The sequence below is a fragment of the Dictyobacter halimunensis genome (genome assembly GCF_036245075.1).
On the sequence record NZ_BSRI01000002.1, the window covers coordinates 5406213 to 5427054 of the forward strand.

Consider the following 20842-nt stretch of genomic DNA (forward strand, 5'->3'; position numbering starts at 1 on the left):
TAGGGGCAGAGATAAAGATGAGCTATGCATCTTCTGTGTCGAATACAGACAAGACTGGTGGAGAGAACAATTTATGAAGGTGACCGTGTGTGAATTTCCGGATGACCGCAAGGCGTTCGAGGGAGTCTGGGAAGAATTTGTCGTCTATGTCCGCGAGCAGCGGAGCGAGCTGGTGCTGCTGCCGGAGCTGCCGTTTTCCGCCTGGTTCGCCAGGACGCCGGAGTTCGACGCCGAGGCCTGGCAGCGGGCGCAGCGCGAGCATGATGCGGGGATGGGCTCGCTGTCCGCGCTGTCCCCGGCAACTGTGCTAGGGACCCGCCTGGTAACCGAAGAGGGGCGGCACTTCAATCGTGGCTTCTGCTGGACGCCGGCTGCGGGTTACCAGGGGGTGCACGATAAATATTATTTCCCCAATGAAGAGGACTTCTACGAGCGCAACTGGTTTGATCGCAACCGGCGCGACTTCTCGCTGGTCCGGCCGGGAGGCGATCTGTCGATCGGCTTCCTGATCTGTACCGAAGTGATGTTTAGTGAGTGGGCCAGGTATTATGGCCGGCAGGGGGCCAATATCATCGCTGTGCCGCGGGCCTCAAGCCTGAACTACGAACGCTGGATCGTCGCCCTGCGCATGGCCGCCATCGCCTCCGGCGCGTTTGTGATCTCCTCCAATCGTGTCGATGAGCACCTGTTTCTTGGACGTGGAGTGATCGTCGATCCCGAGGGAGAGGTGCTGACCGTAACCTCGCGGCAGGAGCCTTTTATCACGCTGGATATCGATCTGCAGGCGAGCGCGCGGGCGAAGCAGACCTATCCACGCGATGTCTGGGAGTAGCCACACGCTATAGAGTTTATGGAAGGAGCCTGGTACTGGTTGTGAGATGGCAAGCATGGAAGAAGCGTCTGTGGCTGCCCGGTGTGCTGGCCTTGCTGTGCCTGCTGACGCTGGCCCTGTTGCTGTACACCGGAACAATCTGGCCCAATACGTTATTCGTATCGGACTACGGCGTGCGCGGCATTGATGTATCGAGCTATCAGGGGCGGATCGATTGGGAGAGCGTGGCCCGCTCGGGCCAGTGCTCGTTTGTCTTTATCAAGGCGACCGAGGGCCGCAGCTACAAGGACGCCTATTTTCAGGCCAACTGGCGCGGCACCAGGGAGCAGGGACTGCTGCGTGGCGCTTACCATTTCTATACCGACTATCGCACCGGCGGCGAGCAGGCCAACAACTTTATCAGCATGGTGCCCAAAGAGGCTGGCATGTTGCCGCCGGTGCTGGACCTGGAGGTTTCGGGCGCCGACCATAGCAGCATGTTGCGCGAGCTTAAGACCTTCCTGGGACGCTTGCGGCAATACTACGGCATCCGACCGATTATTTATACCGATCGCAGCCGCTACGCAGAATACATCGAGGGCAACTTTGACGATTACACTATCTGGATCCGCGACGTCTACACTCCCGTGCAATGGAGTAGTGTCCAGCGTTGGACCTTCTGGCAATACAACAGCCGTGGTCACGTCACGGGTATCCCTGGTTATGTCGACCTGAACGTCTTCTCGGGGAAGCGCCAACAGCTCGATGATATTGCCATAGAGTAATATACAGTGTGGCAGGTGCGCTTCCGCGCACCTGCCACACTGTATATTACTCTATGGGCGGCCGCGTAGCGCCCCTTAAGAAATTTTTTCATGGGGGGCTTCTTGAGCGGGAGGCGGCTGGCGCCACTCCTCCTCATCGGAGGCGCTGATCGGCTTCCCTTTGAGGAAGCGCACGATATCTTCGCGGTTCCAGAGCGAGAGCTCCAGGTTGTTGTGTGGTGGAAAGTAGTGTCCGACGGTAATGAGCATGTTGGCGCTCTCCCAGATATGCTTATTTTTAACCAGCGCGGTCAGCACATCTTTCTGCGTATCGGAGAGGTTATCGATGGTTGTGCCCTTGTTGAGGGTGCGCCCCTCCAGGGCCAGGTAGAGCAGGTTATCGACCAGGACCACGCTGCTCAGCGCGTCACAGTGGGGGAGGGCTTTGATCAGGGTAGGGATGACCAGGGGAGCGACCGAGAAGCCGATGGCGCAGAAGGCCCGGCTGATGGTGGCGTCCATGTTGACCTCGGTAAAGGGGAGGGTGGCGAACTTCGCCTTGACCTCGGGTGGCTGCTCATAGCTCTCAAGCAGAATGCGCACCACCTGCCGTGGCGTATCTTCCTCCGCCAGCAGCGCGTAGGCCAGGGCCGCCGCGATCGCCAACACCGGCTTCTTCTGCTTCTTGAGCAGGTGCATAAAGTAATCGTGCGTCTCCTTAATGGCCGGCATCAGTCGTCCCAGCGTCATCATCATAGAGGCGCGCACCGACTGCTTATCCTCCTGTTTCAGGCGATCCTTGAGGGCCGGGATCACCTCATCGGCGTGTGAGCGGCAGCATGAGAGCGTCCAGGCTGCCATCGCGCGCAGCCGTGGCTGATCGGCGTGCAGCAGGCTCAGGTAGGTCGGGTAGCCCGCGCTCACCGCCTCCTTTGCCTCCCTGACCCATCTGAGCTCCCTGGCCAGCCTGGCCTGGAACTCTGGCGTATTGCGCTCCTCCGGGCGGCGATAATGGACGTCCAGGTAGGACGAGCCATGGGCTATCGAGACCAGCAACTGGAGCAACTGAATCTTATGCACCACCTGATCTTCATCTAGCAGCTCGCAAAGGAAAGGAACAATCGAGGCTGTCGAGCTATACACCGTCCCCTGGTGATAGACGCTGCTCCCCAGGTGGCTGTACGCCTGCTGGCGAACCTCCTTATTGGGGGAGGCCAGATCCCTGATCCACCCTGGTACCTCGCTGGCATCTCCATAGGCATGCTGGAGCTGCTGCCAGGGGATCGTATCCAGTGTTTCTAACATTTACTACCTGCTCTTCTCTCAAAACGGTTGAGAGCACCACCCTATGTACCTACATACGGAACATAATCAGTATACGTAGCAGTATGCATATGTGTGTATATGCGTAGTACATTTCATAGACAGACCCATCTCATAGGATATGCGATATGCTACTTATTTTACCCTATCGTGCAAGACCCTATCTTCTGGGAAATGTGTATGTAAAACCCTTCCATATTATCGTTTTTCAATTCATTGTCTCTATATACTAAAGCTGAAATACCGTAGTGTACGCCATGGATATGGTTTTCTATTTATATGTTTGTTTGTCGTACAGGCGGTCATATTCTTGTCGGGTCAACAGTTTTTATCATAAGGAGATGATCGGTGCATGATACAGACACCTACTAAACCACCAGGTCCAGCACCTGATGAAGCAACTGAACAGATAGTCTCTATGAACGAAGCGCCGGTACGGCGAAGCAAGTGGCGCAATCCCAGGAATGCCATCTGGATCTCCCTGATCCTTCTTGGAGTCCTTCTGATCGGCATCCTATTCGGGCCGCTGCATTGGGCGGCGGGCTTCCAGGGGAACCTGGCATCGAGAGGGATGACGGCGGCACCGGTCAGCGCGACAGGATTTTTGCAGGCGCCGGTGTATAATCTGAACTTCAGCACCCAGATTGGTGGCCTGGTCAGCGCCATCAACGTGAATCTGGGCCAGCATGTTGTGCCCAACCAGGTGTTGGCTCACCTGGGATACAATAATTACGCTGAACTGGTGAACGAATCCCAGGTCGCCGTCGATGCGGCTCGTAATACACTTATTGCCTCCCGGGCGCGCGTTAATATCTCGATCGCGAACAGGCACTTCCTTGTTGTGCTGTCGCAGGATACGCTAAGGGCGGAACAAAACAATCGCCAGGCATTGAGACGACAAGCGCAGGCGAATATCCACTTTGCCCAGGTAACGTTAGAGAGAGATGAGGAGACGCTCGAGGCAGTGATGAGAAGCTCTGATGCCGCGATCAGGTCGGCCAGGCAGACCGAGATCAATGCCATCGCCGCCTGCCAGGCGGCGGCCACAAGCGCGTCATCGTCCTCCAATGACGATAGCGGCTCCTCATCGAACAACCAGAGTTCGGCGAGTAGCACGGAAGCCTCGTGCATTCAGGCGGCCCAGGACGCATTTCACGCGGCGGTGGCATCCGCGACCCAGGCGGTAGTAACGGCGCGGGGGACGGTGGCCAAAGACCGGGCGGCACTCCAGCAGGCGCGGGCCAACGCTGACGTCAACCTGACCAACGTAGAGGGCCTTATCGTCGAGGCCGCCGACAACATCGACGTAGCCAGGACCAATCCTGAAGTCGAAACCGCCCTTCGCGACCTGGGGAATGACGAATTTACCTATCGCACCGCGCTGGCGACGTTGCTTGTCAACCAAAAGCTGTTGTCGCTGACGGCGCTTTGCGCACCCCATCCAGGAGTGGTGACCGCGGTAATTGGTACCGTGGGCGGCGTGCCGGGCGCGGTCACCAACCTGGTCCCCGCTGGCGGCGTGGAGATCCAAAGTGTTCATGGTGGTCTTACCTTTATCCAGATCACGGATGCCAGCAACGTGAACCGCGTTCTCACCTTTGTGGATGAGACCGATATCCCGAAAATTCACCAGGGGCAGGGCGTCACCTTTACTGTGAAGGCCTTTGGCACCCACCAGTTCACGGGTCATGTGATCACGATGGCGCCCAACGGCATCGGCTATCCCGGCAGCCCGACGAGCATCAAATACCAGGTCATTGTGGCGATCGATGGGGATAGCGCTGGATCCTACAGTCTTCTTACTGGGATGACGGCGAACGTCTCCTTCAACAGCTGATCGGTTGTATGAGAGAGTGTCAAACATGCCTCACAACGATGCACGTTTGACATTCCAATAGTGCGGCTACCAGGTAGTAGGCAGCTTTTTTTATAGCAGGTTTTTGTAGAAGTAGATGGTGCCGTCGAGGGTGCCGAAGGCGCTGATGGCGTAGCCAGGGATGCGGCCGGCCTCGATATAGCCCATCCTGCGGTAGAGCTGTTCGGCGGCGTCGCCCTCGCGCGTATCGAGCACGAGCAGGGTGCGGCCGTGGGCGCGGGCCGCCTCTTCTACTGCCTGCATCAGGGTGTGGCCAATGCCGCGGCGGCGCTGCGAGGGGAAGACAAACAGCTTCTGCACCTCCGCCCGGTGTCGGCCATTGGGCTTCATGGCCAGCGCCAGCTGGACCGAGCCCAGCAACTGACCATCGGCATCTTTTGCTATCAGCAGCACCTGCGAATGGTCGGCGACCTCCTGTAGCGTCGCCTGCCAGTAGCGCCGGGCCTCCTCCTCCGCCAGGGGTGGCAGGAAGCCGACCGAAGCGCCGCCGTTTACGGTTGCCTGCAGCAGACGAATGAGGTCCGGCAGCAGCCGTTTCCCATCCTCGGGTTTTATAGCCTCGATTGATACTGTGTCCATGTAAGCGCAAACCTCTTCCACTGTTGAATTTGTGCTTATCCTAGCAAAGGTTGGCCTGCCTGACAATAGACCGATCAACATTCATGGTAATAATTGACGTTGCTCGCCAGGGAGTGATACATAGATCGCGATGGAATGAGTTGTGGACGCGCAAGGTATACTTGAATAAGAACAGATTCGCGTTGTTTTAGGTGCGGGAACGTACTATATAGATAGATGCATATCGTGTATGCTATACGTCCGCTATGGGTAGCTGGTTGTGCTGCTGGCGGGTTGGAAGCTGGATGAAGGAGCCGCTCTCTATGCTAGTGAAAGAAGTTGATGCCGGGCGTGGGGTCGCGCCATGGGTCAGGCCGTTAGTGAGTTCGGCGCTCGGGCTGGGCGCGGTGGTGGCGGGCGCGGGCGCGCTCTACCAGGCGCTGGCCCAGGCGAGGGATCAGCGACGCTATCCCCCTCCGGGCAGGCTGGTCGATGTGGGAGGGCATAGGCTGCATTACCTGGATATGGGTATGGGGGGGCCGACCGTGGTGCTGGACTCGGGTCTGGGCTGTTCGATGCTCGACTGGTGCTATATCCAGCCGGAGGTGGCGCGCTTCACGCGTGTGTGTGCCTATGATCGTGCCGGCTATGGCTGGAGCGAGCCAGGACCAAAGCCGCGCAGCGCCCGGCGTATCGTGGATGAGCTCTTGACCATGCTCAGGCGCGGCGGCATCCCGGGTCCCTACGTGCTGGTGGGACACTCGCTGGGTGGCCTGCACATGCAGCTCTTCGCCCGTTTGCATCCTGAACTGGTGGCCGGGCTCGTCCTGGTTGATGCTTCGCCGTTTGACCAGCGCCAGCACGTACCCAGACCGGCCCGCGCCAGGTGGCTGCAGCAGCAGCTCCGCTGGCAGCTCTTCTGCTGGAGCAGTCCCCTGCTGGCCCGGCTTGGTATGGTGCGCCTTCAGAAGCGGCTGCAGCGTCCCAAAACGGGACCCATGCGCTATCCGGCCGCCGTCCAGCCGATCGCCGAGGCGCAGCGGCTACGCTCCCGCGCCTTCGACTGGACATTTGGTGAGGCCAGGGCCATCGAGCGCAGCGAAGAAGAGGTGCGAACCGCCCCCGCCTTTCCGCCTGTGCCCCTGATCGTGCTGGCCGCCGAAAACAGCTCCAGCGGTGCCATCCAACAGCTCTGGCTGCAGCTGCAGAGCGAGCAGGCGCTGCTCTCGCCCGAGAGCAGCCTGCGCATCGTCAAGCAGAGCGGCCACTTCATCCAGATCGACCAGCCGGCCAGCGTCATCCAGGCTATCCGCGACATCGTATCGTCGATATCCTCACAAACCTCCTCGTCGCCGTCGCGCGGGGGCGCGGGTGTCTAATCGGCGGTGAGCATGACGATATTGCCATCGGGATCATTGATCATGGCGAAGTAGGCGTTGATAGCCTCTGAGAAGTTGGGCGCCTGGTAGCTGTGATGGCCGAGCCCGGTGAGTTCGGTGTATTTCGACTCGACGACCGCGCGATCTTTGACATAGAATTCAAGGATCACGCCCTGGGCGTGCTGGCGGTCCAGCGGGATCATGCTATTGAGGAAGAAGGTGATGTCGCCCTTCATCTTCACCTGGACGTGCGGCCCCCCTGGCTGTCCTCAGGGAGCGCCAGGCCGAGCCGGCGATAGAAGGCCAGCGACTTTTCCATGTCACGAGGAAGCAGACCAACCATATAGAGATCGAGTGCCATTGTGCGGTTCCTTTCCTATCTGGCGATGCGCGCCTGCATCGCGGTACGCGTTATCATGTATGTGTCTATGATAGCGGAAAGGAAGGGGCACAATCTTGCACATCTGTGCGTTTCTGTCATAAACGTGCGCGAGTGGCGTAGTGCTGGCGAAAGGCGCGCGGCGTCATGCCGAGGTAGCGCTTGAAGACGCGGGTCAGGTGGCTCTGATTGGAGAAGCCGCATGCCAGCGCGACCTGGGCCAGCGGCATCTCGCTTTTCTCGCACAGGTGGCGCGCCTGCTCGACCTGCTGTCGCAGCACGAACTGATGCGGACTCTCCCCGGTGGACTGGCGGAAGAGGCGCGCGAAGTGATAGGGGCTGAATCCTACCTGCCGGGCCAGTGCCTCCAGCGAAAGCTCCTGGTCGAGGTGGGCCCGAACGTAGTCGCGCACGCGTCCCACCTGCCGCTCCGTCAATCCCTGCGTGGGCTCCTTGATCGTCCTGGGCGCCGACGTTGTATAGTGGCGCAGGAGGTGCACGGCCAGCAATTGGGCCGCCGTCTGCGCGTAGATGTTCCCGGTTGGCGAGTCCTGTTCCAACTCCTGCCAGAGTGTCAGACAGATCTGCGTCAGCAGTGGATCTTTAAAACCCGAGTGTGCCAGCAGCGATAGTTGCGCGAGATCGCCGCCCGCTACCTCCTCGGCGGTGCGCGCCAGCAGCTGCGGGCTCAGCTGCAGATGAAAGGTCCGTGTCGGTGCCGAGGAGAGCCCCTGCCAGCGCACCTCATGGGCTATGTCCGTCGCCGGCTGCAGGATAAGTTCTCCCTGGTGAATATACTGCGACCTCCAGGGACCGTTGATTGGACGCTGCTCCATGTGCATAGTTCCCCCGGAAAAAAGGACCAGCGACATATCCGGTATACCCTGTGCCATCCAGCCATCCAGCAGCGTAGGCTCATGGAAGGCCTGCGCCGCCAGCCCATCCCAGCCGGCCTGCTCGCTTGAAAGGTAGAGCAACGGCGCGGTCAGCCGATCATAGTCTATTGTTTGTAGAGGGCTATGCTCAATCATCGTGACACCCATATCTTTTTAAACAGGAAACAGGGCAATATCTTCTTCTGAAGAGTATAGCATATGCGATCTTCCGGCGCGTCCGGACGGTATAATCGAAATTCGATGGGATGAGAAGGCCACAATTTAATTGTGCACAATTAAATTGTGGCCTTCTCATCCCGTTTTTTTTATAACATATGGGGTGTGTGGACGTGCGTGGAGGGGAAATCGACTGCAATGGCCAATACTTTCAACTTTAGAGCAAGCAACAATGAAAAAAGACCACAGTACGTGCGGGGCTTGCCCCCGCTTGCTTGCTCGCCGCTCGAAACAGCAACGGAAATGATGCGATGCATCGCAGGCAACTGTCCCTGGTCGCTTTGAAGGAGCTTTTCCTTTTGGGAAGCAAGCAAGCGGGGGCAAGCCCCGCACGTACTGCACCTCTTTCTCTTTCTGCATTTCCTTATGCTGAAAGTATTGACCGCAAGGGCCGAACCTACGGGGGAGACGTGATCATACGTGGAGAGGGTATACATGTGCATTTTTGTATAGGTAGAAGGAGCATAATAAATATATGCAGAATTTGTTTATTTGGCGCGACAGCTTCGCTACTATAGGGTAAATGCGGTGATATGTTCCCATCCAGAGCGCGATATGGGGTGAAGCTGGTAGCAATCAGATCAGTGGTATGGCCTGTGGTTATGTGGATATGGAAATATCCAGGAGGAGGAATGATGCGTAAAACTTTGTTTCGCATGTTGCTTGGAGTGTTTATCATTGGAGGGATCATGATGACCTCCCTGGCTGCTCCACATGCATTTACCTCATCGCACGTCTCAAATTCAATTCCGGGTTGCGCAGATTGGGATTACAGTTGCGGCTACATTAAGGGTTTTGCCGCCGGGCGAACCGCGGCGCTGAGTGGGCTCTGCACTAATTCCTTTAGCGCGCCGCAAACCCAGACGGCCAGTGAGCGTGGTTATAGGGACGCCTTCTCTTACTATTGTCAAGCTTAATAAAGATCAGACGAAAATGCCTCGGGGGTGGGGAGCTCGCGCTCCCCACTCCCTTTGTTTATATTGGAGCACCAGCGCCAGTAGCGATATGGCGAACAATGCAAGAATATGTCACATTTTCGCATCCTGTTTTGTCTTCTTTGCGGAAGGGATGGTGGGGGAGGAGGAAAAAGGAGTGCAGTAATCATCAAATGTGTACGCAGAAGAATGATGAAAGGATAGTGACATATGTTGGATACACAATCGACGCGCCGGCCTGTTCCGTTGACCATGGCGACCGGTCCAGACGGCTATCAACCGGGCCAGCAGGAGGCGCCGGTCGTTCTAACGACGATGAAGGACATGCTGCAGTGGGCGCAGAACTGGGCCCGTTCAAAGTCCGTCTGGCCATTTATGTATGCCCTGGCCTGCTGTGGCATCGAGATGATGGCCGCCGCCTCGGCACCACAGCACGACCTGGCTCGCTTCGGGTCCGAGGTATTCCGCGCCAGCCCTCGGCAGGCGGACCTGATGATCGTGGCCGGGACTCTTTCGGTCAAGATGGCACCCCGGCTCAGGCTGCTGTGGGAGCAGATGCCCGATCCCAAATGGGTGCTCAGCATGGGACAGTGCGCCAACTCCGGCGGCGAGTTCTACGATAGCTACTACACGGTGCAGGGCGTGGACAGCGTGGTCCCCGTTGATGTCTATGTGCCTGGCTGCCCGCCCCGGCCCGAGGCGCTGATCGAGGGCATTCTCAAGCTGCGCGAGAAGATCGAGAAGCAAGGCTTGAATATCCAGGCTCCAATCTCACGATGATGAGAATGGAGGTTGTTGGACCAACTGGTGCTGCATGAAGGCCAGTTTATCGGGATTGAGGACGCTGCGCAGGCCGACGATGTGGTCGCCGTCCTGCTCAAGTGAGAGGATCGAATGGAGTTGCGAGGCGCTGCGCGTGATGAGGGCCGGGGCGCCATTAACCTCCTCGATGGAGAGCTGGTGGTCCGCCGGCACCTTACGCATGAGCGCGATGAACAGCTTCGCCACGATCTCTCGACCAGTGACCGGTAGCAGGCTGGCGTGGACCTTGCCGCCACCATCGGCCCAGGCGGTGACGTCATCGGCCAGCAGTTCCTTTAACGCGGCCATGTTGCCGGACTGGCAGGCGGCGATAAAGGAATTTAGCAGCTGGCGATGAGACTCCGGAGTGGAGCTGACGCGGTGGCGCTTCTCGCCAACGTGCTTTTTGGCCCGGTGGAAGAGCTGGCGGCAGTTCTCCGGACTCTTCTCGATGATGTCGGCGATCTCATTGAAGGAGTAGTCGAATACCTCGTGGAGCAGGAAGACGGCGCGCTCGGGCGGGGTCAGGGATTCCAGCAGGACGAGAAAGGCCAGCGAAATCGACTCCTGCTGCTCAACCTTCGTCTCCGGCGCCTCCTCGATCGGCGCCGAGGTCAGCACCGGCTCGGGCAGCCAGATCCCCACGTACTCCTCGCGCTGCACGCGCGCGGACTTTAGATAGTTGAGGCAGAGGTTGACGACGATGGTGGTAAGAAACGATTTCGTGGAATGGATTAAGGCTGTATCCGCCTGCTGGTAGCGCAGATAGGCGTCCTGCACAATATCTTCAGCCTGGCTCGCACTCCCGGTCATGCGATACGCGATCGAGAACAGGAGCGGGCGGTACTCCTGAAAAGCATCGACGAGGGTATTCACAAAGCTCCTCCTTGCTAATGTATAGACCTATCATAATCGAGCGACGGCTAATCTACAAGTTTTCCGCGTTTTTGCAAATGATGTCACATCTCTACCTACTCAGTTGTCCCCTGTATAGAAGCGCCCGGAGAGTGTGCCGGGGCGAGAATGCAGCATATATATAAGTACAAGGGAGAAAGATAGAGATGAACATTTTTGTGACTGGCGCGACGAAGGTTTTAGGTCAACCGGTAGTACGGATGTTAATTAAGGCCGGCCATAAGGTGTATGCCTTGAGCCGTTCGGGGGGGAATGACGCCATCATACGGGAGCTGGGGGCCGAGCCGGTGCGTGTGGATCTGTTTGACGCGGCCGCGCTAACGAAGGCGCTGCGCCAGATCAGGGCCGAGGCGGTGGTGCACCTGGCAACGAAGATTCCGCCCACGGCGCGCATGGGGAAGGCGGCCTCGTGGCAGGAGAACGACCACATCCGCCGCGACGGCATGCGTGCCCTGGTAGAGGCCGCTCTGGCCAGCGACGTGCACACCGTGGTCTATCCCAGCTTCTATTATGTCTATCCCGATAGCGGTGAGCGCTGGATCGATGCCGCCTCGACGCCGGTGCAGTCCCATGTGACGCAGCAGGCGACCATCGATGCGGAGGCCGAGGTGGCCCGCTTCGCGAGTGATGGCGGAGGGCGGCGCGGCATCTCGCTGCGCATGGGCAATCTCTACGGACCCGGCGTGCCATCGGCGCTGGAGCAGCTGCAGATGGCACGCAAGGGGATGGCCATGCTGCCGGGTCCTGGAGACGCGTATCTCTCCTACATCTGGCTGGATGATGCCGCTCGCGCCATCGTGGTCGCGCTGAGCGAGGCCCCATCGGGTGTGTATGACATTGTCGATGACGAGCCCGTCACGCGTGACGAGTTCGCGGCCGCCCTGGCGCGCAGCGTCGGCAAGAAGCGCCTGTTTCGCGTCCCTAACGGCATGATCAAGATGCTCTCGGGGGTGTCGGCCGACCTGATTACGCGCAGCCAGCGCGTCTCCAACCAGCGCTTCCGCCAGGCGACCAACTGGCGGCCCACCGTGTCGACGGTCAAGCAGGGGTGGTCCTTGATCGCCGATCCCTCGATGGCGACGGCGTAGGAGAGGATGCCAGGGGATGTTATCGGCCACGAGAGACGGTGTCGTGCGGGAACGGGGGCCGTAATCGCTGTCGCTCGCGGCCGGGCGACCGTTGAAGGTCGCCGCTACACGGGCGTTCCTTTTTTAAGGGGACGTTTCGTTGAATGGGGGTATTTTTGGGTACTTGACTTATGGGGGGCTTTGGATTACTATTGTGTTCACAATGAAATATTTGTCGTTTCATCGCGTTTTTATTGGTGAATTGTACGGTTTCGTTCATTGAACGCGGTGAACGGCAGGTGTGGTGCATGATCCTGTGGAGCCTGACTCGATGGATGTGAGGCATGGCTCGGTGAAAAAGGAGTTTGTGAGCATGAAGCAACGGCGCCATATTGGGAGCATGTTCTGTGTGCTTGTCTGTGGATTGGCTTTGCTGGGGGCGAGCCTGTTCACGCAGACGGCATCGGTACATGCCGATCCAGCTCTATTTTATGGATTTGAGGATGGTACGGATGGCTTTACGGCACCCAGCTGGCTGGGCGCGAACGCGGGTCAGCCGACGCAGAGTTCCGCCCAGCATTCTGAAGGGGCCAATAGCCTGGCCTTGCCGGTGAACTTTAGCGGCGGTAGCTGGGACCAGGCGGGGGTGGATAAGGTATTTGACAATTATAATCCGGTCGATCTTACTCCCTACTCAGCGATCACCTATGATGTCTACGCGCCGGTCGCCAATATCTCGACCGACCTGGTCTTTAATGATCCCTGGCTGCAGCCGGCCAGTCCGAAGCCGCTGAAGATTGGCTGGAACACGGTCACCTTCGATATTAGCCCGACCAGCCAGGACTTTGTGAACGCGGGCAACTACTTTACGACCGCCAAAGAGTTTCTGTTGCGCGCCATCGGGCAGGGCGCCACCTATAGTGGTCCCGTCTACTTTGATAACGTGCGCTTCGTGCCGACCACGCATCCCGTGATTCGCACGCTGGCGCCGACGGCCGACGCGGCCCTCTCGACGGCGCAGGGGCAGAGCTACACGATTCAGGCCAGGGTCACGCCTTCGATTGGACGCCAGATCAGCAGCGTTACGTTTCAGACGGCCACGCAGTCGGGGACGCTGACCTTCGATAGCGCCAACGATATCTACACCGGTAGTTGGGACCTGTGGAAGGAGGGCGATGGCCTCAAGACGCTGACGATCAGCGCCACCGATTCGACGGGGGCCACCTCGACCAGCCAGACGGGCGTGCTGGTGCAGAATAGCCAGCTGCAGGTGCACCTCACCAGTCCCACCTTCGACCAGCAGCTGAAGGGAACGGTCACCGTCAGCGCCCAGGTCAAGGCTGATTCTCGCTTCGCCCTGAAATCTGTGACCTTGCAGGCCGGGGGGAATGAGGCGCCCATGACAGCCGGCGCCTCCGGCGTCTACAGCGCCCAGCTCAATACGCGTGACCTGCAGGATGGGGTGCAGACCCTCAAGGTGGTAGCCCACGACGCCCAATTCACGGTCAGCGACCTGGTGGATGTGCTGGTCGAGAATCACGCCCGCCCGGCCACGATCGTGCGTGCCAGCAAGACGCAGTTCGCCGATGGCTACACGCGGTTCCGCTATGTCGGCTGGAACGAATATGATCTCTTCACGCGTACCGACCAGACCGTCGCCCACAACGAGCAGACCAGCGAGGGCAACATCGTGATCAAGGGGACGGTGATCCCCTGGAAGCAGCAGATCGACCGCCAGATGATGGAGGCCGAGCGCAACGCACTGACCGTGCTGCGCACCTGGGCCTTTGACAGCAGCGCCGACTCCAACGCTTTCGAGACGGGTCCCAACCAGTTCAATGAGGCCACCTTCCAGAAGCTGGACTATATCATGGACAGCGCCCAGCGTCACCACATGCGTGTCATCCTGACTATGGACAACTACTGGGGTGATTACGGCGGCATCGCGCAGGAGAGCAAGTGGCTGGGCCTGGCCAACAAGCTGCAGTTCTTCACCGATCCGCAGGCTAAAACGTTCTACCAGCAGTACGTGTCGCACCTGGTCAACCGCGTCAACACCGTCAACGGAGTCGCCTACAAGAACGATCCCACCGTCTTTGCCTGGGAGCTGATGAACGAGCCGCGCATAGATTGTAGCGACGATCCGACGCCGACGCATCAATACTGTGATCCCAGCGGCAACACCCTGCGTGGCTGGGTGGACACGATGAGCAAGTACATTAAGAGCCTGGACCCGCAGCACATGGTAGCTGGCGGCTTCGAAGGACACAGCTTCGTGCCGACCGGTCCCAACGGCCAGGGCATCCAGTGGGGTGGAACACAGGAGGGGAACGGCAACTCCCCGATCATGGCGCAGAACGTGCCCGGCATCGACTTCTTCACCTTCCATCCCTATCCCAACGCCTCCTGGGCCCATCTGACGCTTGATCAGACGAAGCAGCTCATCACTGGCATCACCCGGGCGGGCCTGCAGGCCGGTAAGCCCGTCGTGATGGAGGAGTACGGCGTCGACCGCGCCCAGCCTGTCTACGACCAGTCCGGCAAGCAGATCCAGCCAGCCGATCCCGCCTATGGCGCCACCCGCGTCATGTGGTATAAAGCGATGCTGGACACCTTCTACGGGGCCGGAGGAGCGGGCAGCAACATCTGGCAGCTCGCTGATTGGTCCGACAACAACTATAACGTCAACCCCTATCTGCCGCAGGCCGACGCCCAGCGCGACGCGCCCCTGATAGCTGTCCTGGCCCAAGAGGCCCGGCAGCTGGCGGAAGACTAGCTAGCGATCAAAGAGCAGGAGATCCCGGCGGCGCGTCAGGCGCATACTGGGGTCTCCTTTTTTCATGGGAAGTGAGCAAGATTCGAGAAGTCAGGTTGAGCTTGACGGGGTATAATGAAGATCGTCGGAGAGCGCCGGACAGACAAGCGATATCAAAGAAATGGTCATCAGGGATCAACGGAAAGGATAGAAGAAATATGTTTACGAAGATTGGCACCATTACTGTGGGTGTGAGCGATCAGGATAAATCGCGTGATTTTTATGTCAATAAGCTTGGTTTTGAGGTGATACAGGATCAGCCGATGAGCGAGAATGAGCGCTGGCTTGAGATCGGGTTGCCGGGCTCGCAGACGCATCTGATGCTGGGATTGCGTGGTCAGAGTGCGGGCAATAGCACGGGGATGACCGGATTTGTGCTGCATGCCGATAATATGGAGGAGACGTGCGCCACCCTCAAGGAGCGCGGGGTGAGGCTGACCGTGGAGCCCAGCGCGGAGCCCTGGGGCAAGTGGGCACAGTTCGCTGATCCCGACGACAATGAATTTGGGATCTGGGCGCCACCCGCGTAGGTGTCGTACGTGGACGGGGGCCGCAATCGCTGGCGCTCGCGGCCGGGCGACCGTTGAAGGTCGCCCCTACACGTGCGTTCCTCGTTGAGGGGACGTTTCATTTTGGATGGGGCGTTCCTCGTTGGGGGAACGTCCCCCAACGAGGAACGTTCCCGTTATATGTCGGTTTTTTCGGGTTCAGGCGCTTCTTCTCTTAAGGAAGGAGAGCCAGGGACGCAGGATGGGGATGACGTGGGTGGGCTGCATGGCCTGGATGTGATCGAGGCCGTCCAGGATGCGTACGTCCCAGCCGAGGCTTTCCAGGTGGGAGCGTTCGCGGATGATGGGGCTTGCTATGTCCACCAGTGTATTGTCCCAGCGGATGTCGTACTGGATCTTGTCCGTTGAACCCGCGAAGCAGAGGCGGGGGCAACGGAGGTGCTCCTGGGCGGCCCGGTCGTCGAAGTGCTGGAGCGCCTGGTAGAGGGTGAGGAACTGCCGCGTCTGATCCAATGCGAGTCCCACCTCGGACCATTCCGATTCCTCGGGCGCCTGGGAACTGCGGGCGCCGCTGGTCATCTCGTAGGTCGCGTTGGTGACGGTGAGCATCTCTTTGTAAGGACCGTCCAGGGGCGGGAAGCCACCCATGACCAGTGCCGATAGGCGGTCGGTGCGTATGGCGAGCTGGAGTCCCAGCACCGCCAGCCAGGAGTAGCCATAGTAGGCAAAGCGCTGGGCGCCCGCCGCGTCGGCTATGGCGAGGAGATCGCAGGCCGCGTTGTCCGGCGTCAGGGTGGTCGTCTGCGGCGTACGCATGACATGGCCCTCAAAGTCAAAGGCCACCACGCGAACAATATCGCTCAATCCTCTGATCAACGACTGGCCCAGGGCCGGATCGGTTCCATACTGGCGCATCTGCTCGGCCAGGGGCCCCTCAGCCGGTTGTGGCTTGACCGGCAGCAGCAGGTCAGGTCCCTGTCCATAAACCTCGATAGTAATCGTGCTTCCATCGTGCAATCTTGCTTCGGGCATGTGAATTTCCTCCATCATATGCTCTCAAACTCATTTCAGCGAGATGCATGCATGCATAGGGGATGATTCACGCTGGCCAGGCGGTTTAGAATCATCCATATCTCTACTCTACAACACTCATGTCCAATTGGAGGGTTTGCGATGTGGAAGCAAAGCAGACAGAAAAGGGAGCATCACCCTTTTCTGATCCTGGCCGAAACTGGAGGAAAAGGACGATGCTCCCGGTGGAAGCGAAAATAGACGCTTCTCTGCTGAGAAGGAAATCAGTACCTGCAAGAAAAAATACGCGTGTTGTATGCCTGGCAACATTGGAGCCTGCGCCCGGGTTTATGGCGTTCTTAAGGGGTTTATATGCGACCCCTTAAGAACGTTTTTCTGCTCCATCATGACGCAAGGGTCAATGTTGCGGGCGATGCTCGCTGTGCGTGATTAGTCGCCGTCGCTGCCGCCGTGACCGTAACCGTAGCCGTTGCCGCCGTGGTTCCACCAGCCGTTGTGGTTCCACCAGCCACCACCGTAGCCCCAACCGCCCGGATGCCACCAGCCACCGCCGTAGCCGTAGCCATAACCATAGCCCCAGCCTCCGGGGAAGTCACCATGTCGCAAACCGTGCGCGCCGGAGACCTGCTCCAGATCGCTGTCAGTCAGTTCGATCGCGTCGAGGTTCATCTTATCTTGCATGTAACTGTCCTTTCGCTTTGCGCAGGCAAAGCTTATAAACTTACTGGTGGCAGACGCTGCATGGAGAGTTCCTGTCAATGGGTGCCAGCGCCTGTTGTTCTCACCAGATTTTCATATGATTTATTCTGTTTTTGTAGTTTAAGCATGCTTAAATTGTTTTATTGTCTGGTACCTACCTATATTATAAAAAGCCATCCAAATCCCCTGTGGAGCTCAACAGCCCATAGTATGATGGTGCACCAGGGGCGTAGATGCGCCCCTGGTGCACCATCATACAAAACCAGTGCGGCCGCGTAGCGAACACGTGCCCCCTGAGTAATGAGAGCCAGATCCATTCTTAAGGGGTTTGCGCGGGACCCCTTCAGAACGTTTTGCAGTGTTAAATCACCGCGAAAGGGTCGATGTTTCGAGCGATAGTGGTCGTGTGCAATTAACCTTAACGGATAAAACCGTAGCCATAGCCCCAGAAACCGGGATAGAAGAAACGCGGATAGCCATAATTGTAAAATGGGAATGGGTATGAGAATGGGAATGGGTAAAAATCATGCTGCATACCCGCTGCGCCGGAGATCTGTTCCAGGTCGCTATCGGTCAGTTCAATCTCGTCGAGGGCCTGAGAGGAACTGTCGCTGGTAAGAGCGTCGAGGTTCACCTTAGCTTGCATGTAACTGTCCTTTCGCTTTGCATCAGGCAAAGCTCACAAACCTGCTGATGCCAGGCGCTTCCTGTTGAGGGACTGCCCTCAAGCGATGACGCCTGCTGTTTCACATCAGTAGTTTTTGCTTGATAACACAGTTGAATTTTTGTTTAGCTTGCTAAACCTTTCTTTTCCAAGGTACCTATATATATTATAAGGGCTCTTAAAAATAATTTTTACATGTTTTATATGTAAAAAACCCTTATTGTTGAACATGAGCGCATCCGCACGGGCGGCCGCGTGCGCGGCCGCACTGATTTTAGATAGTGCATCGGGTGCGCATTCGCGCACCCGATGCACTATGTGGTAGAAGCCTGTTAGCGTATCGGATGCACTACGTGGCAGAAGCCTGTGGCGCACCCGATGTACTATGTGGTAGAAGCCTGTTAGCGCATCCGGAGCACCATTTGGTAGAAGCCTGTTGGGGTACCTGATGCACTATGTGGTAGAAGCCTGTTAGCGTATCGGATGCACTATGTGTTTAGAGAGTGTCTGACTCTCATGATCATTGCCTGCGGCACACCTGAGCTTTTGCATCTCTGGTGCTCACAAATCCATGGTGTGTTGGTGCAGCAGGGGCGCATCCGCGCCCCTGCTGCACCAACATACAAAACCAGTGCGGCCGCGTAGCGGACGCGTGTGCGGGGGCGCGCAGATACCCCCACAATGACGAAAGTAAGACACGTTAAAGCCTGTTAGGTATGTGAGCGCCTGCGTCCAGGTGTTCGCATGGCGGCTGTAGTGGTTATAGAGATAATATGATTGTTGATGGGGAGATTGAGTTGGAGAGGAAGATGGATCTTGTGGCACAGAAAGAGGGAGCATCGCTCCTGCTCACTGGTTGTGGCCAGTGGTAAGGGGTGATGCTCCTGGTGGAAGCGAAAATAGACGCTTCTCTGCTGAGAAGGAAATCAGTACCTGCAAGAAAAAATAAGATTGGGAGTATCCATGATGGGCGGCAGGGCGATGTTTGGCCCTGTAGCGTTCTTAAAGGGCTTGCGCAGGCCCCTTAAGAACATTTCGAACTCTGTCACAGCGAATGGTCAATGTTGCTAACTGTGTAGAACCAGGTGATTAGCAGCCGTGACCGTAACCGTAGCCATAGCCGTAGCCGTAGCCATAACCGTAGCCATAGCCCCAGCCCTGGAATCGCTCATGCTCCCAACCATACGCGCCATTGACCTGTTGCAGGTCGTTGTCGGTCAGTTCAAGCATGTCGGTGGTCTCTTCCATCTGAGAAAGTTCATCGCTGGTGAGAGCGTCGAGATTCATCTTATCTTGCATGTAACAGTCCTTTCGCTTTGCCGGGAGGCAAAGGCTACAAACTAGCTGGTGCCAGACGTTTCCTGTTGAGGTCCTATCAGCTTGAGATCCTGGTAACAGGTGAGCTCCTGTCGTCTGCACCAGGAGTTGCTGTTTGATTTCCCTGTTTTTTGAATTGACGTTGGATTGCTTGCATGTTTAAACATGTTTTCATGTACGGTACCTATTTATATTATAAAAAAGCCTACAAATGAAAAGAATATGCCATACACATTTTAAAGTTTATTGAGATGTATTCAAATGTTAAATAGATTTATCGTATATTTGAAGTCACAAAGCTTGTTGAGTATGAACCTGCCCGTTATCGGAGGAGACCTAAAATAAAGGCCATTCATCCCCTCGTGCTTGTAAGGGATGAATGGCCCTTTTCACTTAATGATCAGGAGCTAGATAGAAGCAGCATAGGGTTATTCGATCTCATCGCCGAAATCGTGACCCCAGCCCCAGCCCCAGCCCCAGCCGTTGCCCCATTTGAAGTCATCACCGTGGCCCCAGCCCCAGCCCCAGTGACCCCAGCCATAGCCATAGCCATAGCCATTGCCGCCCCATTTGAAGAAGCCACCGGTAACGTGTTGCAACTCGGTGTCAGCAAGTTCACGCGTCTCGGTCAACTCGGTGATCTCCTCTGTTACAGTTTTAGTCTTTTCTTGCATATCGCTATCCTTTCGCTTTGCCTGATAGAGAGGCCACAACTTCCTGGTATCAGGATTTCCTTTTTCAAGCCCCTGTTGACGATTGCCGCAGTGATTAACAACGCCATTGTTCTTAATATGCCAGCTGTCGTTTCTCGATTACTCCGCATGTTAAGGCATATTCTTTCGCTGATACCTACATTTATTATAAAAATACATCAAACAAGCGACCTGCAAAATATGAAATGACAATGGAAAATATATACATAGTTAAAAAAACAGTAAACAACGTGAAGGAAAAGATAGTTTGCCGTCTCCGGGTGGTGAGAAAAGAATACTTGAGATATGAATGTTCTGTTGTAGAAGGAAGGCATACAATGCGAACAATGACCCTTGATGTCAAGGAAGATGAGAGGTATCAGCTCACGCAGGACGCCCATTTGCAGGCCGTTGAGAGCGCTGTTCGGGTTATGCGCGCCCACCTCCACGATTTTCTGACCCTATCGGATATTGCTGACGCTGCCTGTCTCAGTCCTTTTCACTTTAACCGTGTTTTTCGCCGCCTGGTCGGTATTCCGCCTGGTGAATACCTGGCCGCGCTGCGGTTGCAAGAGGCCCGGCACCTTCTGTTGTCCACCCCCCTCAGCGTTACTGATATCTGCTTCGAGGTAGGCTATAACAGTCCCGGCTCTTTCACGACCCGTTTCACGCAGCTGGTTGGTTTCTCTCCCCGTCTCTTACGCCGCCGGGCGCAGGAGTTCATCCCGCCCACACTGGATGAAAGCGCGCGCCAGCGCAGTCGGCCCGAGCAGTGGCCGCTCAAAAACACGTTCAGCGGCCAGGTAAGCGCGCCTCCTGCTTTTCAGGGCATCATCAACATCGGACTGTTTGTCCGTCCGATTCCCCAGGGGGCGCCCGTCTGCTGTACACGCCTGACGGGTCCTGGCACCTATCGTCTGAGCGGGGTTCCCGATGGTATCTATTACATGCTGGCCGCCGCCTTCCCGTTGAATTCAGATCCCCAATCATACCTGCTGCCTGGAGAGAGGATGCTGGTGCACAAGCCCGAGGGGCCGCTCGTCATCATCAATGGACATATTTCTGGTGAGCGCAACGTCACGTTGCGCCCACAGCGGCTGACCGATCCGCCGCTGGTGATGGAGCTTCCCCTGCGCCAGCGCGCGGCTTTGTAGGGGGAAATCGGACGCGAGGTGCGTGATCGCGGGGGGACGC

Annotated in this window: 20 protein-coding genes; 9 read left to right on the forward strand and 11 right to left on the reverse strand. The window is 57.3% G+C overall.

The window, feature by feature from the left end; translation table 11 throughout:
* The first annotated feature begins 73 nt into the window (after positions 1-73).
* Both AABA21_RS36500 and AABA21_RS36505 read left to right on the forward strand, forming a co-directional pair.
* Positions 74-832 (forward strand): carbon-nitrogen hydrolase family protein, encoded by a 759-nt coding sequence (locus AABA21_RS36500; protein ID WP_338257789.1) that lies wholly within the window; start codon positions 74-76, stop codon positions 830-832.
* Between the two features lie 41 nt (positions 833-873).
* Positions 874-1596 (forward strand): GH25 family lysozyme, encoded by a 723-nt coding sequence (locus tag AABA21_RS36505; protein WP_338257791.1) that lies wholly within the window; start codon positions 874-876, stop codon positions 1594-1596.
* Positions 1597-1671: 75 nt separating this feature from the next.
* On the opposite strand, the gene AABA21_RS36510 is transcribed toward AABA21_RS36505, so the two are convergent.
* Positions 1672-2880, reverse strand: a complete 1209-nt coding sequence (locus tag AABA21_RS36510; RefSeq protein ID WP_338257793.1) for a HEAT repeat domain-containing protein — start codon at positions 2878-2880, stop codon at positions 1672-1674.
* Between the two features lie 370 nt (positions 2881-3250).
* Here AABA21_RS36510 and AABA21_RS36515 point away from each other — a divergent pair, with 370 nt between their 5' ends.
* Entirely contained in the window at positions 3251-4735 is a 1485-nt protein-coding gene (locus tag AABA21_RS36515; RefSeq protein ID WP_338257795.1) for an HlyD family secretion protein, read from the forward strand.
* Between the two features lie 90 nt (positions 4736-4825).
* On the opposite strand, the gene AABA21_RS36520 is transcribed toward AABA21_RS36515, so the two are convergent.
* Positions 4826-5353, reverse strand: a complete 528-nt coding sequence (locus AABA21_RS36520; RefSeq protein WP_338257796.1) for a GNAT family N-acetyltransferase — start codon at positions 5351-5353, stop codon at positions 4826-4828.
* A 302-nt stretch (positions 5354-5655) separates the two neighbouring features.
* Between AABA21_RS36520 and AABA21_RS36525 the strand changes: the two genes are divergently transcribed.
* Positions 5656-6711, forward strand: a complete 1056-nt coding sequence (locus AABA21_RS36525) for an alpha/beta fold hydrolase (protein WP_338257797.1) — start codon at positions 5656-5658, stop codon at positions 6709-6711.
* On the opposite strand, the gene AABA21_RS36530 is transcribed toward AABA21_RS36525, so the two are convergent.
* The 3 genes from AABA21_RS36530 to AABA21_RS36540 all read right to left on the reverse strand — a co-directional run bounded on the left by AABA21_RS36530 (position 6708) and on the right by AABA21_RS36540 (position 8121).
* Positions 6708-6947 (reverse strand): VOC family protein, encoded by a 240-nt coding sequence (locus AABA21_RS36530; RefSeq protein WP_338257798.1) that lies wholly within the window; start codon positions 6945-6947, stop codon positions 6708-6710. The genes AABA21_RS36525 and AABA21_RS36530 overlap by 4 nt on opposite strands.
* A 2-nt stretch (positions 6948-6949) precedes the next feature.
* Positions 6950-7072 (reverse strand): VOC family protein, encoded by a 123-nt coding sequence (locus tag AABA21_RS36535; RefSeq protein WP_338257800.1) that lies wholly within the window; start codon positions 7070-7072, stop codon positions 6950-6952.
* A 116-nt stretch (positions 7073-7188) separates the two neighbouring features.
* Positions 7189-8121 carry an AraC family transcriptional regulator gene (locus tag AABA21_RS36540; RefSeq protein WP_338257801.1) on the reverse strand — a complete coding sequence of 311 codons (933 nt, stop codon included), beginning with the start codon at positions 8119-8121 and terminating at the stop codon, positions 7189-7191.
* Positions 8122-9389: 1268 nt separating this feature from the next.
* On the opposite strand from AABA21_RS36540, the gene AABA21_RS36545 reads away from it, so the two are divergent.
* Entirely contained in the window at positions 9390-9917 is a 528-nt protein-coding gene (locus tag AABA21_RS36545; protein WP_420917248.1) for an NADH-quinone oxidoreductase subunit B, read from the forward strand.
* Here the strand turns inward: AABA21_RS36545 and AABA21_RS36550 are convergent.
* Positions 9909-10814, reverse strand: coding sequence for an RNA polymerase sigma-70 factor (locus AABA21_RS36550; protein ID WP_338257804.1), 906 nt, complete (start codon positions 10812-10814; stop codon positions 9909-9911). The genes AABA21_RS36545 and AABA21_RS36550 overlap by 9 nt on opposite strands.
* Positions 10815-10999: 185 nt before the next feature.
* On the opposite strand from AABA21_RS36550, the gene AABA21_RS36555 reads away from it, so the two are divergent.
* From AABA21_RS36555 to AABA21_RS36565, 3 genes are all read left to right on the forward strand, one after another.
* Positions 11000-11941, forward strand: a complete 942-nt coding sequence (locus AABA21_RS36555) for an NAD-dependent epimerase/dehydratase family protein (RefSeq protein ID WP_338257805.1) — start codon at positions 11000-11002, stop codon at positions 11939-11941.
* A gap of 352 nt (positions 11942-12293) precedes the next feature.
* Positions 12294-14696, forward strand: coding sequence for a cellulase family glycosylhydrolase (locus AABA21_RS36560; RefSeq protein WP_338257806.1), 2403 nt, complete (start codon positions 12294-12296; stop codon positions 14694-14696).
* A gap of 197 nt (positions 14697-14893) precedes the next feature.
* Positions 14894-15265 (forward strand): VOC family protein, encoded by a 372-nt coding sequence (locus AABA21_RS36565; RefSeq protein WP_338257807.1) that lies wholly within the window; start codon positions 14894-14896, stop codon positions 15263-15265.
* 177 nt (positions 15266-15442) lie between these two features.
* On the opposite strand, the gene AABA21_RS36570 is transcribed toward AABA21_RS36565, so the two are convergent.
* The 5 genes from AABA21_RS36570 to AABA21_RS36590 all read right to left on the reverse strand — a co-directional run bounded on the left by AABA21_RS36570 (position 15443) and on the right by AABA21_RS36590 (position 19630).
* A complete protein-coding gene (locus AABA21_RS36570) occupies positions 15443-16276 on the reverse strand; it encodes an alpha/beta fold hydrolase (protein WP_338257809.1) in 834 nt (277 codons plus the stop codon).
* Between the two features lie 429 nt (positions 16277-16705).
* Positions 16706-16957, reverse strand: a complete 252-nt coding sequence (locus AABA21_RS36575; protein ID WP_338257810.1) for a hypothetical protein — start codon at positions 16955-16957, stop codon at positions 16706-16708.
* Positions 16958-17393: 436 nt separating this feature from the next.
* Complete coding sequence (locus AABA21_RS36580; RefSeq protein ID WP_338257812.1) at positions 17394-17621, reverse strand: hypothetical protein; 228 nt, start codon at positions 17619-17621, stop codon at positions 17394-17396.
* 1107 nt (positions 17622-18728) lie between these two features.
* Complete coding sequence (locus tag AABA21_RS36585; protein WP_338257813.1) at positions 18729-18938, reverse strand: hypothetical protein; 210 nt, start codon at positions 18936-18938, stop codon at positions 18729-18731.
* Between the two features lie 446 nt (positions 18939-19384).
* Positions 19385-19630, reverse strand: a complete 246-nt coding sequence (locus AABA21_RS36590; RefSeq protein ID WP_338257815.1) for a hypothetical protein — start codon at positions 19628-19630, stop codon at positions 19385-19387.
* Positions 19631-19986: 356 nt separating this feature from the next.
* Here AABA21_RS36590 and AABA21_RS36595 point away from each other — a divergent pair, with 356 nt between their 5' ends.
* Positions 19987-20802 carry a helix-turn-helix domain-containing protein gene (locus tag AABA21_RS36595; protein WP_338257816.1) on the forward strand — a complete coding sequence of 272 codons (816 nt, stop codon included), beginning with the start codon at positions 19987-19989 and terminating at the stop codon, positions 20800-20802.
* Positions 20803-20842 lie beyond the last annotated feature (40 nt).

What these genes read in the sequence shown, in the direction of transcription:
- AABA21_RS36570 (WP_338257809.1), bottom strand. Translation starts at nt 16,276, where the DNA reads ATGCCCGAAGCAAGATTGCACGATGGAAGCACGATTACTATCGAGGTT.
- AABA21_RS36520 (WP_338257796.1), bottom strand. Translation starts at nt 5,353, where the DNA reads ATGGACACAGTATCAATCGAGGCTATAAAACCCGAGGATGGGAAACGG.
- AABA21_RS36560 (WP_338257806.1), top strand. Translation starts at nt 12,294, where the DNA reads ATGAAGCAACGGCGCCATATTGGGAGCATGTTCTGTGTGCTTGTCTGT.
- AABA21_RS36585 (WP_338257813.1), bottom strand. Translation starts at nt 18,938, where the DNA reads ATGCAAGATAAGATGAATCTCGACGCTCTCACCAGCGATGAACTTTCT.
- AABA21_RS36530 (WP_338257798.1), bottom strand. Translation starts at nt 6,947, where the DNA reads ATGAAGGGCGACATCACCTTCTTCCTCAATAGCATGATCCCGCTGGAC.
- AABA21_RS36575 (WP_338257810.1), bottom strand. Translation starts at nt 16,957, where the DNA reads ATGCAAGATAAGATGAACCTCGACGCGATCGAACTGACTGACAGCGAT.
- AABA21_RS36515 (WP_338257795.1), top strand. Translation starts at nt 3,251, where the DNA reads ATGATACAGACACCTACTAAACCACCAGGTCCAGCACCTGATGAAGCA.
- AABA21_RS36500 (WP_338257789.1), top strand. Translation starts at nt 74, where the DNA reads ATGAAGGTGACCGTGTGTGAATTTCCGGATGACCGCAAGGCGTTCGAG.
- AABA21_RS36595 (WP_338257816.1), top strand. Translation starts at nt 19,987, where the DNA reads ATGCGAACAATGACCCTTGATGTCAAGGAAGATGAGAGGTATCAGCTC.
- AABA21_RS36580 (WP_338257812.1), bottom strand. Translation starts at nt 17,621, where the DNA reads ATGCAAGCTAAGGTGAACCTCGACGCTCTTACCAGCGACAGTTCCTCT.
- AABA21_RS36555 (WP_338257805.1), top strand. Translation starts at nt 11,000, where the DNA reads ATGAACATTTTTGTGACTGGCGCGACGAAGGTTTTAGGTCAACCGGTA.
- AABA21_RS36535 (WP_338257800.1), bottom strand. Translation starts at nt 7,072, where the DNA reads ATGGCACTCGATCTCTATATGGTTGGTCTGCTTCCTCGTGACATGGAA.
- AABA21_RS36510 (WP_338257793.1), bottom strand. Translation starts at nt 2,880, where the DNA reads ATGTTAGAAACACTGGATACGATCCCCTGGCAGCAGCTCCAGCATGCC.
- AABA21_RS36565 (WP_338257807.1), top strand. Translation starts at nt 14,894, where the DNA reads ATGTTTACGAAGATTGGCACCATTACTGTGGGTGTGAGCGATCAGGAT.
- AABA21_RS36590 (WP_338257815.1), bottom strand. Translation starts at nt 19,630, where the DNA reads ATGCAAGAAAAGACTAAAACTGTAACAGAGGAGATCACCGAGTTGACC.
- AABA21_RS36545 (WP_420917248.1), top strand. Translation starts at nt 9,390, where the DNA reads ATGGCGACCGGTCCAGACGGCTATCAACCGGGCCAGCAGGAGGCGCCG.
- AABA21_RS36540 (WP_338257801.1), bottom strand. Translation starts at nt 8,121, where the DNA reads ATGATTGAGCATAGCCCTCTACAAACAATAGACTATGATCGGCTGACC.
- AABA21_RS36525 (WP_338257797.1), top strand. Translation starts at nt 5,656, where the DNA reads ATGCTAGTGAAAGAAGTTGATGCCGGGCGTGGGGTCGCGCCATGGGTC.